Annotated in this window: 11 protein-coding genes; 7 read left to right on the forward strand and 4 right to left on the reverse strand. The window is 71.0% G+C overall.

Annotated features, from left to right (window positions below):
* Window positions 1–407 precede the first annotated feature (407 nt).
* Complete coding sequence (locus tag OG746_RS40250; protein ID WP_266723776.1) at window positions 408–1,220, reverse strand: MBL fold metallo-hydrolase; 813 nt, start codon at window positions 1,218–1,220, stop codon at window positions 408–410.
* Window positions 1,221–1,360: 140 nt separating this feature from the next.
* Window positions 1,361–2,392 (reverse strand): LacI family DNA-binding transcriptional regulator, encoded by a 1,032-nt coding sequence (locus OG746_RS40255; RefSeq protein ID WP_266723778.1) that lies wholly within the window; start codon window positions 2,390–2,392, stop codon window positions 1,361–1,363.
* A gap of 221 nt (window positions 2,393–2,613) precedes the next feature.
* Between OG746_RS40255 and OG746_RS40260 the strand changes: the two genes are divergently transcribed.
* From OG746_RS40260 to OG746_RS40285, 6 genes are all read left to right on the forward strand, one after another.
* Complete coding sequence (locus OG746_RS40260) at window positions 2,614–3,459, forward strand: prephenate dehydratase (RefSeq protein WP_266723779.1); 846 nt, start codon at window positions 2,614–2,616, stop codon at window positions 3,457–3,459.
* A gap of 36 nt (window positions 3,460–3,495) precedes the next feature.
* Complete coding sequence (locus tag OG746_RS40265) at window positions 3,496–4,335, forward strand: helix-turn-helix domain-containing protein (protein WP_266723780.1); 840 nt, start codon at window positions 3,496–3,498, stop codon at window positions 4,333–4,335.
* 166 nt (window positions 4,336–4,501) lie between these two features.
* Window positions 4,502–5,368, forward strand: a complete 867-nt coding sequence (locus tag OG746_RS40270; RefSeq protein ID WP_266723781.1) for an ABC transporter ATP-binding protein — start codon at window positions 4,502–4,504, stop codon at window positions 5,366–5,368.
* A gap of 117 nt (window positions 5,369–5,485) precedes the next feature.
* Window positions 5,486–6,553: an ABC transporter substrate-binding protein gene (locus OG746_RS40275; protein ID WP_266723783.1), complete on the forward strand. Its 1,068-nt coding sequence runs from the start codon at window positions 5,486–5,488 to the stop codon at window positions 6,551–6,553.
* An 86-nt stretch (window positions 6,554–6,639) separates the two neighbouring features.
* Window positions 6,640–8,709, forward strand: a complete 2,070-nt coding sequence (locus OG746_RS40280) for an iron ABC transporter permease (RefSeq protein WP_266725706.1) — start codon at window positions 6,640–6,642, stop codon at window positions 8,707–8,709.
* Window positions 8,706–9,866 (forward strand): peptidase C39 family protein, encoded by a 1,161-nt coding sequence (locus OG746_RS40285; protein ID WP_524540528.1) that lies wholly within the window; start codon window positions 8,706–8,708, stop codon window positions 9,864–9,866. The genes OG746_RS40280 and OG746_RS40285 overlap by 4 nt, the downstream gene beginning before the upstream one ends.
* Window positions 9,867–9,999: 133 nt before the next feature.
* Here the strand turns inward: OG746_RS40285 and OG746_RS40290 are convergent, their stop codons facing one another.
* Both OG746_RS40290 and OG746_RS40295 read right to left on the reverse strand, forming a co-directional pair.
* A complete protein-coding gene (locus OG746_RS40290) occupies window positions 10,000–12,180 on the reverse strand; it encodes a TerD family protein (protein ID WP_266723785.1) in 2,181 nt (726 codons plus the stop codon).
* Between the two features lie 104 nt (window positions 12,181–12,284).
* Window positions 12,285–12,905 (reverse strand): TetR/AcrR family transcriptional regulator, encoded by a 621-nt coding sequence (locus OG746_RS40295; RefSeq protein WP_266723787.1) that lies wholly within the window; start codon window positions 12,903–12,905, stop codon window positions 12,285–12,287.
* Window positions 12,906–13,016: 111 nt separating this feature from the next.
* On the opposite strand from OG746_RS40295, the gene OG746_RS40300 reads away from it, so the two are divergent.
* Window positions 13,017–15,287 carry a 2Fe-2S iron-sulfur cluster-binding protein gene (locus OG746_RS40300; RefSeq protein ID WP_266723789.1) on the forward strand — a complete coding sequence of 757 codons (2,271 nt, stop codon included), beginning with the start codon at window positions 13,017–13,019 and terminating at the stop codon, window positions 15,285–15,287.
* The last annotated feature ends 256 nt before the right edge of the window (window positions 15,288–15,543 follow it).

The raw sequence follows: 15,543 nt of genomic DNA on the forward strand, positions 1-15,543 counted from the left end.
ACTCAGGATCCGGTCGACGGTGAAGCGGTTGCCGGTGGTCGCGATGTCCAGAGCCATGAGGCGGCGCCGATGCCAGCCCGGGTGGGGGAGACGGGGCGGTGGCGCGGGCTCACGGACGTGGTCACGGTGGTAGTGCACGTCCCTTCCGCCGGACACCTTGCGCACCACTACTCCCGTGTAGGCCGCGACGGTTTCCCCGCAGGTCTCGCACCGTCCGTCCCACCGGTTGGGTAGGAGTGCGGAGGGGTCCGAGGTGGTGCCGTCCGGGTCGGGTGTCGGGGCGTGCGCCGGGTGGTAGGTCACCCATCGCCCCCACGCACTGCGCAGCCGCGTGCCGGTCTCGGCTTCGACTTGCTCGCCGCAGCGGGCGCATGGGGCCGCGTACTGGTTCGCCCGTGCCGGATTGTTCACTTGCCACCTCGCCGCGCAATGCTCTGGGCCTGCCCCTCGTGCACGTCGTTCACCCACTCCCAGCCGGGCCTCGCCGATGCGCCGAGCCGTGGGTCGTCGGGAGTGAGGCCGTCCCGTAGGGCGTGTACGTACGCCCGGTCCTGGTGGATGCGTGTGCGTACCTGAGCGGTGCCGGCGACGGACCCGTGGCCGGGGACCAGGACGTCGACGTCGTCCGCAACGTCCTCGAGCAGTCGCAGGCTCACCAGGTAGTCCTCGATCGGGGTGGTGGACTCGTCGAGCATCGGGATCAGGACGTCGGAGAGCATGTCGCCCGCCACGAGAACCCTGCTGTGAGCGATCAACAGCGCCGCGTGGCCGGGTGCGTGGCCAGGGTGTTCGATGATTCGCACCTCGGGGCCGTCCCAAGGAATCCGTACGGTTCCGGCCGGCAGAGCCGTGATGAGGCCGAACAGGTCCAGTGGCGTTTCCAGGGCGATTTCCGGCGGTAGGCCCTCGGTGACTTGAGTCCTCCAGTCCGCGTGCGACAGCAGCTCTTCCATTTCCGCCGCGCAGCGGGCCGTGCCGTAGCGAGGTGCTTCGCCGAGTTCGGCGTGCCAGAGGACGTGATCCCAATCGGGGTGCGTCGAGAAGCCTGCTGACACGGGCTGACCGTACTTACCGAGGTCGTTCGACAGGCAGAGCATTTCGTCGTCCGTGATTCCGGGGTCCACGAGCAGCACGCCATCCGTGCCCTGCACGACAACGGTGTTGTTCTGGAGCAACTCGCTCTGGTGGACAAGCACCCCTTCCGCTACCTGCTTCAGCATGGGGAACCTCCCGTTTGTGGCCTGCGGCCGCTTGGTGAGACGTTAGCCCACTCCATCCCTTTTGTGATGTCCTCGGGCAAGGGCGGCCGTCGCCGGTTTCCCCCAACTCGCCCTTCCCGAACGGCGTTTGTGCCGGGCGCTCAGGCGTCGGCGGGGGCCACCACCGAAGCGCGCGCGACGACCGGGCACTCCAGGCGCCGTACGTGCCCCGCCGGGACAGGGCCGCCGGACTCCACCGCGTCGAGCAGCGTGTCCACGGCCGCCGCGCCCATCGCGTGATGCGGCAGCGCCACGGTCGTCAAGGCCGGGACCAGGTGCGCGGCCATCTGGTCCTGGTCGTCGTACCCGACCACCGAAAGCCGCTCCGGCACGGAGATCCCCAGCCTGGCGGCGGCCAGCAACACCCCTGTCGCCACACGGTCGTTGGCGCACACCACGGCCGTCGGCGGCTTCGCCACGTCCAGCAGGCGCAGCGCGGCGGCGTACCCCTCGTCGATCTGCCAGCCGGCCCGCAGTCGCCGCCGGGCGCGCACCGGTACACCCGCCACGCGCAGTCCGTCGGCGAAGCCGAGGGCGCGGTCGTCGGCGGCGATGTTCCCTTCGGGCCCGCCCACCAGCGCGATGTCCCGGTGTCCGGCCGCGAGCAGCACGTCGACGGCGCCGCGCCCGCCGGCCCGCTCGTCCGCGACCACGGCGGCGTACGAACTCTCCTTACGGGGAAGGCAGTTGGCGAGCACCGTGCGTGCCGGGTCCAGGCCCTCGGGGACGTCCGTCGCGTTGAGTTCCATGGCCGCGTAGACGAACCCGTCGACGCGGCGTGCCCGCAGCTCCGCGACCGCCTCGGCCTCCGCCGCGCTGTCACTGCCCGACTCCATCAGCAGCACCTGGTGCCCGCGCGCACGCGCCGCTTCCATCGCGCCGAGCACCATGCGTCCGGCGAAGGGACTCGTGGCGATCGAGTCGCTGAGCATCCCGATCACACCCGTACGCCGCGCGCGCAGCGACCGCGCCACCTCGTCGGGCCGGTAGCCGAGGGTGTCCGCCGCCTCTTTGATGCGCTGCTGTGTCCGGGCCGACAGATTCCCCTCGGCCCGCCCGCTGAAGACGAACGACACGGCTGCACGCGAGACGCCGGCGAGCTGGGCGACGTCGCGGGCGGTGGGGCGCTTCACGCGGGGGCTCCTTCGAGGGCCGGGCGTCCATCCGAGCGCGACGACGTGCACGGGCGGACGGAGCGATGGGCCTCCAGTGTGCCGGATGGCGTCGTGGGAGTCCCTGTCGGCGGGGGCGTACGGTCCTGGCCGGGGGCCCCAGTCGCCGGGATGAAAGAGTTGGGTCTCCTGTTGAGCCCCCTGAACGATCGCAACGGCCTCCGCACCGAAGGTGAAACCCTGTGACCAGCATCGCGTATCAAGGCGAACATGCCTCCAACTCGGCGACCGTCGCCCAGAGGCTGTTCCCGGGGTGCACGGAACTGCCCTGCGTCGGCTTCGAGCAGGCGCTGGACGCGGTGACGCTGGGCACCGCCGACCTGGCGGTGATCCCGGTGGACAATTCCACGGCCGGCCGTGTCGCCGACGTGCACCATCTGCTCCCGGAGTCGGGCCTGTTCGTGATCGGCGAGTACTTCCACGCCATCCGCTTCGACCTCATGGGGGTGCCGGGGACGTCGCTCGGTCAGGTGGAGTGCGTCCGCAGCCACGTGCACGCGCTGGGGCAGTGCCGGAAGGTGGTGCGTGCGGGCGGGTGGCGTACGCGGGTCAGCGACGACACCGCGGGGGCCGCCCGCGAGGTGGCGGAACTCGGCGACCCGCGGCATGCGGCGCTCGCCCCGCCGGCCGCGGCCGGGCATTACGGTCTGGAGGTGTTGCAGGCCGGCGTCGAGGACGACCCGGACAACACCACGCGGTTCGTCGTCCTGTCCCGTGACGCCGAATTCGCGCCCCTGGAGGGCGGGCCGACCATGACGAGCCTGTTCTTCGCCGTGCGGAACATCCCGAGCGCGCTGTACAAGGCGCTCGGGGGCTTCGCCAGCAGTGGGGTGAACCTCACCAAGATCGAGAGCTATCAGATGGGGGCGGGACTCAACCCGAGCTGCTTCTACGTCGAGATCGAGGGGCACCCCGACGAGCCCCGTGTCGCGCTCGCCCTGCAGGAGCTGAGCTTCTTCTCGTCCGAGGTCCGCGTACTCGGCGTCTATCCGGCCCACCCGCACCGGCTGGAGGAGCGGAACGTGTGAGGGGTGGCTGCCGGCGCCGCGGATAGACTCGTGCGCATGCAGGTATCGGCGTTGCCGGAGCCGGTCGAGCCGCTTCCGGAGCAGGGGGCGGCTCCTTTCACCATCACCGCCGGGTTCCGGATTCCCCGAGTTCCCACCGAGTGGGCGCCGCACTCGCACCCCTTTCACGAACTCGTCTGGGTACGTGGCGGAACGCTGACGTCCCGCGTCGGGGATCGCGTCTTCACCGTGTCCGAGGGGCACGGTCTTTGGATGCCCGCCGGAGTGGCGCACGGGGGCCGGTCGACGGCGGGTGCGCAGTTCCACGACGCCTTCTTCGCCCCGGACCGCACACCGTTCGCGGTCGGGGAACCGAAGGCGATCGCGATGACGCCGCTCCTTGAGTCGTTGCTGATCCATCTGTCCGGCACGGACCTCGACGAGGCGGCCAGGGCACGGGCGGAGTCGGTCGTGTTCGACGTGCTCCGGCCGTCGGAGCGCCAGTTCGCCCTCCAGTTGCCCAACGATCCCCGGATCGATCCGATCGCCGAAGCCCTGCTGGACGACCCCGGCGATCCCCGCTCGCTGGAGGAGTGGGCGGTGCGGCTCGGGATCAGCGACCGGACGGTCACCCGCGCGTTCCGCCAGGCGACCGGCCTCTCGTTCGCACAGTGGCGGCAACTGCTGCGGGTGCACCGCGCGCTGACGCTGCTCTCCGAGGGCTTCGACGTGCTGACGGTCTCCGAGACGCTGGGCTACGCCCGTTCCAGCTCCTTCATCGCCGCGTTCCGGCGGGTCATGGGCACCACGCCGGGCGCGTTCTTCGCGGCGGGCGACGGAGCCGACGGCGCCCCGGGCGATGTCCGGAATCCCGTATCGGGTGTCCAGAACGCGTGATTGTCGACGCGGCGGCCGGAATATAACCTGCACGGAGTTAGGTAACCCTTAGTTGGTGCTCGACGTGCACGGCGCTGCCCGTACGCGGGTGAGTTCGCGGCCCGGCCGGTGACGGCCGGTCGGAGGGTGCCGCGCCTCCTGCCCTTCCGACCACCGGGATTCGTCGATGTTCACGCGCTCTCCTCGGCCCACCGAGCGTTCGGTTGCCAGTCCCGATGTGCCGGCGGGCGCCGCCCTCAACGGGCATGACCTGGTGCTGCGTTACGACGGCAAGCCGGTCGTCCATGGTGTCTCGATCGATCTGGCGCCCGGCCGCGCGACCGCTCTGGTGGGCCCCAACGGCAGCGGCAAGTCCACGCTGCTGCGGGCGCTGTCCCGGCTGCACCGGGTGGAGGGCGGCCGGGTGACGCTCGGCGCTCCCGACGGCCCGTCCGAGCGTGACGCGACGCTGCTCAGCGCCCGCCAGTTCGCCCGTGAGGTCACGCTGTTCTCCCAGTCGAGGCCCGCGCCCCAAGGGCTGACGGTCTCGGAGGTCGTCGCCTTCGGGCGCCACCCCTACCGCCGCGGCTTCGCGGGACCGACCGCCGAGGACCGGGCCGCCATCGACCGTGCCATGGGTGTCACCGGCGTACGGGACATGGCAGGACGACCGGTCGGGGAACTGTCCGGCGGCGAGATGCAACGTGTCTGGCTCGCGGCCTGCCTCGCCCAGGACACCGGCGTCGTCCTGCTCGACGAACCGACCAACCACCTGGACCTGCGCTACCAGTTCGAGACGCTCGACCTGGTGCGCGATCTCGTCGAGGAGCACGGCATCGCGGTCGGGATCGTGCTGCACGACCTCGACCAGGCGTCCCGTGTCGCGGACACGCTGGTCCTGATGCGCTCCGGCCGCGTGCACGCGGCGGGCGCACCCGCGGACGTCCTCACCGCCGAGAACATCGGCGAGGTCTACGACATCCGGGTCGACGTCAGCGTGGACGCCCGCACCGGCCGCCTGCGCATCGATCCCATCGGGCGGCACGCCGCCTGAACTGGCGGCACTCAGCCTGAGGCGGAACATCCGCCGCTCCCACCAACACGTACGTACACACACGTACCGCCGACCCACACACGTACCTCCGACACATCTCAAGAAAGAGGCCCCTTCATGAACCGTGCCCGTCTCCTGGCGGCGTCGGCCTCCACCGGGCTCGTCCTCCTCGCCGCGACGGCCTGCGGCACGACCGACGTCGACAAGGCCGTCAAGGCCGAGGGCGGGGCCAGTGCGTCGCCCGCGTCGAAGGACTGCGCCTCGGACACCACGGCCACCTCGACGAAGCCGGTCTCCTTCAAGGACGGCGTCGGCCGCACCGTGAAGCTCGACAAGCCCGCCAAGCGGATCGCGGTCCTGGAGTGGCAGCAGGTCGAGGACGCGCTGACGCTGTGTGTCACCCCCACCGCCGTGTCCGACGCGAAGGGCTACAGCACCTGGGTCAGCGCCGAGAAGCTGCCCAGCGGGGTGACCGACATCGGTACCCGCGAGGAGCCCGACCTCGACACCCTCTACGCGGCGAAGCCCGACCTCGTCGTGGTGGAGGGGTTCGACGCCGACGACGAGACCGTCAAGAAGCTGGAGAAGCGGAAGGTCCCCGTGATGGTCACCAAGGGGGCCGACCCGAAGGACCCGATCGGCAACATGAGGAACGTGTTCAGCATGATCGGCAAGGCGACGGGCCGCACCGAGCGGGCCGACCAGGTGCTCAAGGAGTTCGACGACCACCTGGCGACGGCGAAGAAGAAGGTCACCGACGCCGATCTGCCCACGAAGGACTTCCTGTTCTTCGACGGATGGCTGGAGGGCGGCAACCTCACCGTCCGGCCCTACAGCGACGGCGCCCTGTTCACCGAGATAGGCAAGGAGCTCGGCATGAACCCGGCGTGGACCAAGGCGGTCAACAAGAACCACGGGGACGGCGGTGTCGACAAGTCCTACGGGCTCGCCCAGACCGACGTCGAGGGACTCACCGCGGTGGGTGACGCCAACCTCTTCTACGCCAACGACGAAGGTGCGGGGGGCTACGTCGAGGCGCTGAAGAAAAACCCGATCTGGAAGACGATCCCGGCCGTGAAGGAAGGCCGCGCGCACTCGTTCCCGGCGCGGGTGTGGGGCGCCGGCGGTCCGCGTTCCACCGAGCAGGCGATCGACGCGTACGTCGACGTACTCGACAAGAAGTGAGCGCATCGCAAGAAGTGAGCGCACCGCAAGAGGTGAGCGCGCTGCATGAGGTGAGCGCACCGCATGAGGTGGGCTCACCGCACGAAGTGGCCACGCCGCAAGGGCCCAAGGCGCCGGGTGCCACCGGGATCGCCCTCCTCGCGGCGCTCCTCCTCGCGACCGTCCTGGTGGGCATGTGGCATCTGACGCAGGGCACTTCGGGTGTCGGCGTCGGAGACCTGGTGCGGTATTTCGCCGGAGGGCGGGGGCACACCGGTGGCGCGCCGGTCGGTGAGATCTTCACCGGCTCGCGCCTGCCGCGCCTGCTCGCGGGCGTGGCGGTCGGGTTCGCCCTCGGTGCCGCCGGAGCGCTGCTCCAGTCCGTCACGCGCAACGCCCTCGCCTCGCCCGACACCCTCGCGGTCACGGCCGGCGCCTACTTCACCCTCACGCTCGTCGCGGCCTTCGGTCTCGCCGTCCCGCTGTGGGCGTCAGGCGTCGTCGCCTTCGTCGGCGGCCTGACCGCGGCGGCGCTCGTGCTGCTGCTCGCGGGCCGGGCCGCCGGCACCGCGGGCACCCGCCTCATCCTCGCCGGATCGGCGACGGCGCTGGCCCTGGACGCGGCGACCGGGGCGCTCCTCATCCTGTTCAACCAGAACACGACCGGCCTCTTCGCCTGGGGGAGCGGTTCGCTCGCGCAGCTGAACATCGACGCGGCCGTGCGCGCCTGGCCCCTCGTGGCCGTGGTGCTGTGTCTCGGCCTCGCGCTGTCCCGGCGCCTCGACGTGATGAACCTCGGCGACGACACCGCGGCCACTCTCGGCGTCCCGATCCGTTCCACCCGTGTGACGGCCGTGTTCTGTGCGGTGCTGCTGACCAGTACGGCGGTCACCCTCGCGGGACCGATCGGCTTCGTCGGCCTCGGCGCACCCGTCCTGGTCCGCCTGATCGCCGGGCGGGTCGGGGCGCTGCGCCGGCACCTGTACTCGGTGCCCGCGGCCGGGCTGCTCGGCGCGCTGCTCATCCTTCTCGCGGACGCGGGCCTGCGCGCGGTGCAGGGCGCGGACGGGGCGGCCGCCATCCCCACCGGCGTACCGACCGCGCTGCTCGGCTCCGTCGTGATCGTGGTGCTCGCGCTGCGTCTGCGGGACACGGGCCAGGCTTCGCGGCCCCCGCATGCGCGGGTCGCCGCACGGTCGCGGCGCGCGTTCCTCCTCGTCGTGTCCGGCGCGGTGGCGCTGCTGGCCGTGGCGGCCGTCGTGGCGGTCCTCGCGGGCAGTCTCTGGCTGCGGACCGGGGACATCGTGCTCTGGGCCCAGGGCCTGGCGCCGGATCTGATTGGCCAGGCGCTCGACGACCGGGTCCCGCGCGTGACCGCCGCGGTGTTCGCGGGCGCGGCGCTCGGGCTGGCCGGATGTGTCGTGCAGGGCGCGGTGCGCAATCCGTTGGCGGAGCCCGGGTTGTTGGGCATCACGGCGGGCGCCGGGCTCGGTGCGGCGAGCGTCGTCACGTCGGGCCTGCCCGGCGGACGGCCGGTGCTCATCGTGGTGGCGGTCGCGGCGGGCCTCGCCACGTTCGCGGTGGTCGCCCTGTTGTCGTGGCGCGGCGGCTTCCTGCCCGACCGGTTCGTACTGATCGGCATCGGCTGCGGATACGGACTCAGCGCCATCACCACCTTCCTCCTCCTGCGCGCCGACCCGTACAACACGCCCCGCATCTTCACCTGGCTGTCCGGTACGACCTACGGCCGCACGTTTCCCGATGTCGTCCCGGTCGCGGTGGCCCTGGCGCTCGCGCTGCCCGTGCTGCTCGCCATGCGTGAGCGGCTCGACCTGCTCGCCGTCGACGAGGACACCCCGCGCATCGTCGGCGTCAAGGTCGAACGCACGCGTTTCACCGCTCTGGCGATCGCCGCTGTGCTCGCGGCGCTCAGCGTGGTCGCTGTCGGCGTCGTCGGTTTCGTGGGACTCGTCGCCCCGCACCTCGCCCGGTCACTGGTCGGATCCCGGCACGGCCGGGCCATCCCCGTCGCGATGCTGCTCGGCGCGGTGCTGGTCTGCGTGGCCGACGCCCTCGGCCGGGCGCTCGTCGCACCTGCCCAGATGCCGGCGGGCCTCATGATCGCGCTGGTCGGCGCCCCGTACTTCGTGTGGGTGCTCCGGAAGTCCCGCGCATGACGCCGCCCCGCAGAATGTCCCCCGTCAAGGAAGCCCTCGTGCGCCCTATCATCGTCGTCCCGTTCGAGTCCGATACGTCACCGGCCTTGCTGAGCCGCCTCGGCCACCTCGACGTGCCTGAGCGCTGGCACGCGGTCGACCGTTCCGCCCATGCCCCGCACATCGTCGCCGTCCCGGGCGACGATGATGACGCCACGGACTGGACCGGCGCCGCGCTCGTGTCGGCGCGCCCGGGCACCGCCTATCTGAAGATCGTCGACGCCGTCGGTGATGTGCAGGCGGCTGCCGAGGCGGTCGTCGCCCACGCGCGCGACCAGGGCCTCGCGCAGGTCAAGTGGGAAGGCTGGACGGCGAGTTCGGAGGACGCCGCGTCCGCCGGCTTCACCCCGTTGCGTGCACCGCTCACGCCGCTCGACGACGCGACGGAGCCTGCTACGGGAGACGCGACAGGGCCTGCTACCGGTGACACGGCAGGCCCCGCCACCGGATACGTACGCTGGCTGCACGACACCATGGTGAGCGAGCCCCCGTACTACGGGCAGACCACACACTTCACGTGCGGCGCCGTCACCGCCCTGCTCGCGCAGGCGCACGCGGGGACACTGTCGCCCGAGGCGCTCGACCGCCGGGCGGAGCTGACACTGTGGCGCGATGCGACCAACTTCCTTGCGTGCGAGCCCGTAGGCCTTGGTGTCGCCGTGCGCCGGGTGTGGCCGTCGACGCCCGTCACGGTCCATCTCGACGTGGACCGCCCCGTCCTGCTCGACCATCTCCCGGACAGCGAACAGGAGTGGCGCGCCCTGCTGCAACGGGAGTCCCGTACGCAGGCCGCGCACATCGGCGTCCCCGTCGACGCACGCCACCTTTCCCTGGCCGCGATCCGCGCCGCGCTCGACCGGCAGGAACACGTGCTGCTCCTGGTGTCGCTCGCCGCGATGCAGGGCTTCGACGTGCCGCACTGGGTGCTCTGCCACGGCGTCGTCCCCGGAGCCGTCGTGATCGAGGACCCGTGGGCGAGCGCGGCGGCGGGGGACACCTGGGTCGACGCCCATCTGCTGCCAGTCGCCGATGCGTCGCTCGACGAGATGGCCACCGTCTCGGCGGACCGCTTCCGCGGCGCCGTGAGTATCGGTCACGCGCCGGAACCCGCTCCGTAGGAGATACGACGAAGTCCCCGGCGCGGGGCGCCGGGGACTCGAAGTCGGCGGTGAGGAAAGCGAGGAGGCTAATTCATTGAAAGGAGTTGAGAAGGAAGCCTCTTCATGGCCTCACCGCGCTTGACGCTACCAGTCACTCAGGGATCGCGTCGCGCAGATTTTCCGGGGTGAGGATCCGCGACTCGGGATGCAGCCCTTCGGGGCGCTGCATCCCTATGTAGGTGACCGGCCCATCCGGAACGCTCTTGCCGTCCCACAAGGTCACCTCCGCATCGCCCAGCAGGCCCAACAGCCAGCGTACGGTCAGGAATTCGCGCTCGACGATGCCGCGCGCCAGCGCCTCCACCGTCACCCGGGTCTCCTCGACACGGTTCGCGGCAGGCATACCCTTGAGGTGCAAGTGCAGCCAGTGCGCGCACCATTGGCCGTCCTCGCCGCGCCGGAACACCAGCGGCAGCGCCACCCGGCCGGGGCCCCGCAGATCCGACTTCATCCGCACGGTGCGCGGTTCGAACGGCCGCCCCTTCTGCTCGCCCTCCCGCAGCATGAACCCGAAGAACGACTCCTCGACGTCCATGAAGCCCTCCCCTGAGAACAGCAGGACCTGCGGCACGACGAAGCTTCCGCGCACCGCTCCGAGCCGCAGCTCGATGAACTCCGAGGCGCCCTCGGGTGCTTCGACGATGTCTCCGGAGTGCCGCCCCTCCACGTCCGTCAGCTGGGTGTACGAGAGCCAGGTGACCTGCTCGTAGTTCTCGTCGAGGATCACCGCGGACAGGTCGTAGTCGGTGGTCAGGCTCTGCTGCTTCCAGTACACGAAGAACCGCAGCAGCTCACCCTCGACCGGTGACACCGAACCGCGCGGCAGCACACCAAGCCCGGCCGAGACCGCCTTGCCGCTGAGCGGCAGCGCGACATCGAGGACGTCCGGGTCGACGAGCACCGCGCCGGCCTCCGGCAGCCGGCGCGCGATCTCGGCGTCGAGCAGCCCGACGAGTCGCTCCTTGACGGGCCCGGGAAGCGCGGGACGCGTGTCCTCGGCGACCCAGGCGCGCCCGAGGCGGTTGATGAACACCCGGCGCACACCTGCCCGTTCGAGCCGGTCGCCGCGGTTCAGCAGGTGCTGGCGCACCGAGAGCAGGACCCGCCCGGAAGCCTGCGGGGCCACCTCCTCGACGCCGCTGAGTACGGCCGTGCACTCCTCGTCCGTGTGGGCCGAGCGCAGCAGCCGGTCCACGGACCGCAGCAGCACACCCGGTGCGGACTTCAGCAGCTCCACCGCGCCGAGCAGGTCGCCCCGGTCGAGCAGCTCCTCGGTCCGGCTCGCGAAGGACCGCACCCGCTGCTCGCCGCGGGCCACCGCGAACACCTGGGCGGCGTACGGCCACTGGGGGAACTTGTGCGGGTGCAGCCGCTCGCCGAGGCGCTTCCACATCTCCCGGTGCGCGGCCACATCGGCGAGCTTCGCGGGCGCCGCGGCGACCACGGCGTCCAGACCCGCGAGTAGCGCCCGGCGCGTGGGCCGCGAGAGCTTCCCGAACTTGGTGGGCTCGACGAGGGACACGTCGCCATCCGGGCCCGCCAACGCGCAGGCGAGACGCAGCACATCGGTGACGGTGTCGAGGAGCGGACCAGAACCCGCCCGCAGGCGCGCCTTGTTGATGACCGCGCGGTTCTCCCGCACGGGGATCTCCTCGGGCTGCGGGCCGTCCACGCAGTGCGCCGCCAGCGCGTCGAGGTCGCGAAGGTCCTCCTCGCCCAGGGGCGTGAGGCTGCCCGCGAGCTTTAGGTACAGCTCGCAGACCTCGGCCCGCGCGTCCTGCCCGAGATGCAGCACCGTCATCAGGTCACCGGCCGCCGCGATCAACTCGTCGTGGTGGCCGAGCATTTCGGTGTACGTGTGCTGGTAGCGGCCGTAGGACGGCAGTGTCAGCAGATTCACCACTCCGGTGCTCAGCTGCTTGAGGGTGCCTTCGCGGGCGTCGTCGTCGGAGAGTGCCTCGCGGATGCACCGCATCCAAAAGTCCATGGTGTCCGGCACATGCGCCGGGAAGTCGACGAAGTACGTGTTGTGCCGCACATGGTCACCGACCAGCTCACGCACACCGGCCAGCGTCCGCACGGCGACATCGACCACCGCCCCCTCGGACAGCACGGCCAGCCGCTCCAGCAGCGGCGCGGACAACTTGAAGCCCACGGACATCAGCGCGGCATCGAACTGCCGCGCGGCGACGGCACCTTGCCCGGCCGCGCCCTCGGGGGCGGGCAGACGGTGGGCGTGCCGGACGACCAGATGCTCGAGAGGATGAACCATGTGGGAATGGTGACAGCGGGGTGCAGGTGCACGCACTCGGGTTTTTGCGGCGCCTGTCTCCAGGTCGGACCCATCTCCCGACCGGACCCATTTCCCAGCCCGACCTATCTTCCGGCCTGAAGATACAGCGTGATCATGTCGACCAGTTCCTTCTCCAGGCGTTCGACCTGAACGGCGTGGGGCGTCGCCATGAGCTTGTGGGTGTTCAACTCGACCGTTCCCAGGATCAGTTCGGCGGCCATGTCGAGATCCTGTACGTGGACGTCCGGATGCCGTGCGAGCAGATCGCGCAGCTGGGCGACGCGCGTCGCGCCGTGCTGGTCGACCGCCTCGATCAGTTCGCTGGAGACCGGTGCCTGCTCGATCATGATCCGCAGCAGTTGCGGGTCTTCGCGGTGGTGGTCGATCGCGTCACGTACCAGGGAGCGCACCAGGTCCCTCAGGCTCCCGGGCGTCAGCTCGATCCGGTCGGCTCCTGTCCAGGCGCCGCGGTCGATGTGCCGCACCAGCAGCTCGGCGAGGATGGCGTCCTTGTTCGGGAAGTACTGGTACAGCGAGCCGATCGACATGTGGGCGTGCTCGGCGATGCGGTTGGTGGTGCCGGCGGCGTAGCCGTACTCCGCGAAAACGTGAGCAGCCGAGTTGAGGATGCGCTCGCGGGTGAGCTCGGCGCGTACCTGGCGGGGCTTGCGACGTGGGGTGAGGCGGCGATCGGCCGATGCCATCGGGTGATCCTTTCCGGCCGGGAAAAGCGAGTAGCCAAAGAGCTGAGCTTTTACTCAGAATACTGTCATGACCTGCGTGAATACCCGAAACACCGATACGGGGGATGGCACGTGAACCCCAAGCAGCACGCGTCCCCGCCGGACCTGCCCGACCCGCCCCACCGGCTCACCACCGTCGAGGAGCTGGAGTCGACCATCGGCCGGCCGGCCGCGATGATCACCCGCAAGCAGGTCCGCGCGCTGGACGAGGGCAGTCGCGCGGTTCTGGCCCGCTGCCCGGTCGCCGCCTTCGGCTACCGCGATGCCTCGGGCGCCGCGCGGACCACGTTCGTCGGCGGTGCGCCCGGCTTCGCACACGTCCACTCCCCGACGGAGATCTCCTTCGCCGTGCCAGGACCGGAGGTCGCCCGTGGCCCGGTCTCGGCATTCTTTCTGCTGCCGGGCGTGGGTGAGGTGTTGCGCGTCAACGGCACAGCGGCAGGCCGCCGTGGCGGAGAGGTGCTCGTGGAGGTCGCCGAGGCGTACGTGCACTGCGCGCAGGCCGTCATCCGCTCACGTCTGTGGGAGGCCCCCGCCGCGGCTGCGACAACCGAACCGGTCGCGGGCGAGGGCCCGTTGGCCGGGCCCGGGGTGGCCGACTTCCTGGCCGCCGCGCCCTTCCTGGCCCTGTCCAGCTGGGACACCGACGGCGGCGGCGACACCAGCCCGCGCGGCGAGCGGCAGCCGGTGGCCCGCATTCTGGACGGTCGTAGGCTCGTCATCGCCGACCGCAGGGGCAACAAGCGCGCCGACACCTTGCACAACCTGCTCCAGGACGACCGGCTCTCCCTCGCGGCCCTCGTGCCCGGCCGCAGCGGCGTGCTGCATGTCCGTGGGCGCGGCGCGATCACCGACGACCTTGCGCTGCGGGAGACGATGGCGCTGCGGGGCGTACCCCCTCACTTGGCCCTCGTCATCGACGTGGAGCACGCCGAGGTGACCGGCAACGCCGCCGTGGCGGATGCTCGACTGTGGGACCCGGGCCGGGCGGAGAGCGGCGAGGCGCCCGACATGATGGCCCTCGGCAGCGCGCACCTTGCCGCCAACTCGGCTGAATCCGGGCGAGGTTCGGCATGGCTGATCAAGGCCTTCGCCGCGATCCCGGGAGTGTCCCGGCTGATGCGCAAGGTGATGGACCGCGGCTACCGCTTCGCCCTGCAAAAGGAGGGCTACGAGGAAGTGCGGATTCCTGCCGGCACCCGTACCGGTGAGCCGGCGCGGCCGAGCGAGGCGGACGGTGCGCTGCGGCGGGTGCGCGTGGCCGAGGTGCGGCAGGAGACACCGACGGCCCGCACCCTCGTCCTGCGGGACGCATCCGGGGAGGAGGGGGCCCTCGGGGAGGAGAGGCTCTCCGGGGAGGAGGGGTCCTCCGGGGAGGGGAGGCTCTCCGGGGAGGAGAGGCCCTTCGACTTCCGGCCCGGGCAGTTCTTCACCCTGATCGTGGACGTCGCCGGCCACCCGGTACGACGCGCCTACTCGGCGTCGTCCGCCCCCGGCGCCACGCACCTCGACGTCACCGTCAAGCAGGTGGACGGCGGGCACTTCTCCACGCACGTCCACCGCGACCTGCGCGTGGGGGACCGCCTCGCCGTGCGCGGGCCGTCCGGCACCTTCCACACCCGGGACGAGCCGCAACGGCACCTCGTCCTCATCGCGGCCGGCAGCGGCATCACACCCATGATGAGCATGATCCGTTCTCGGCTGGCCGACCCGGCGGGTGACGGCCGCATCGCACTGCTCTACAGCAGCCGCACCCACGAAGAGATCATCTTCGCCGACGAACTGGCCCGGCTGGAGAAGGAGCACCCGGAACATTTCACCGTCACCCACGTCCTGACCCGGCGGGACGGTCGGCTCGATGCCCGAGGGGTGCGGCGCTGGGTCACCACAGAGGCCGCTCAGGCCCTTCCCGGAGATGCGCACCACTACCTCTGCGGCCCGGAGGCGCTGATGGACACCGTCCGGGGTGTCATGCGTGAACTCGGTGTCCCGGACGAGCGCGTGCACCAGGAGCGCTTCAACGCTGCCGCGACTCCGGCCGCGGTGGCGGGCCCGCAGCAGATGCGGGTCGAGGAGGGCGGCGCGCCCGTGGGCGCCACGATCGTCGAGCCGGGCCAGACCCTTCTCGACGCGGGCCTCGCCGCCCGCCTGCCGATGCCGTACTCCTGCACCGTCGGCAACTGCGGAGACTGTGCGGTGCGGCTACGGGGTGGTGAGGTCACGCAGGCCGAGCCCAACTGCCTCACGCCCGAGCAGCGGGCCGACGGGTACGTGCTGGCGTGTGTGAGTTGCCCGCTGTCGAACGTGACTCTCGACATCGGGCCGCAGTCGCCAACGGCCTGAAGCGTGCCGAAGAACTCCCCGTTCGTGTAAGGCAGTTATCCACAGGCGCCAGGTCGTCCACAGATTGCGGCGGCCCGGCCTTTCGCGGCCCACGCCGGGCTAGCTTCATAGGTGTGCGACGGCGCGGTGCCGGAGCGAGAAAGCGGTCGGGGGAGCGGGTATGGGCAGTGGGCTGCCGGTTGTCGGAGTGAGTGTTCTTGTGTACGCGGTGGTGGGCGCCGTAGTGCTTTTCAGGGCCGCGGTGCGGCGGCTCGTT

Origin of the sequence: Streptomyces sp. NBC_01016 (genome assembly GCF_026341035.1) — a bacterium.
Classification (GTDB): Bacteria; Actinomycetota; Actinomycetes; order Streptomycetales; family Streptomycetaceae; genus Streptomyces.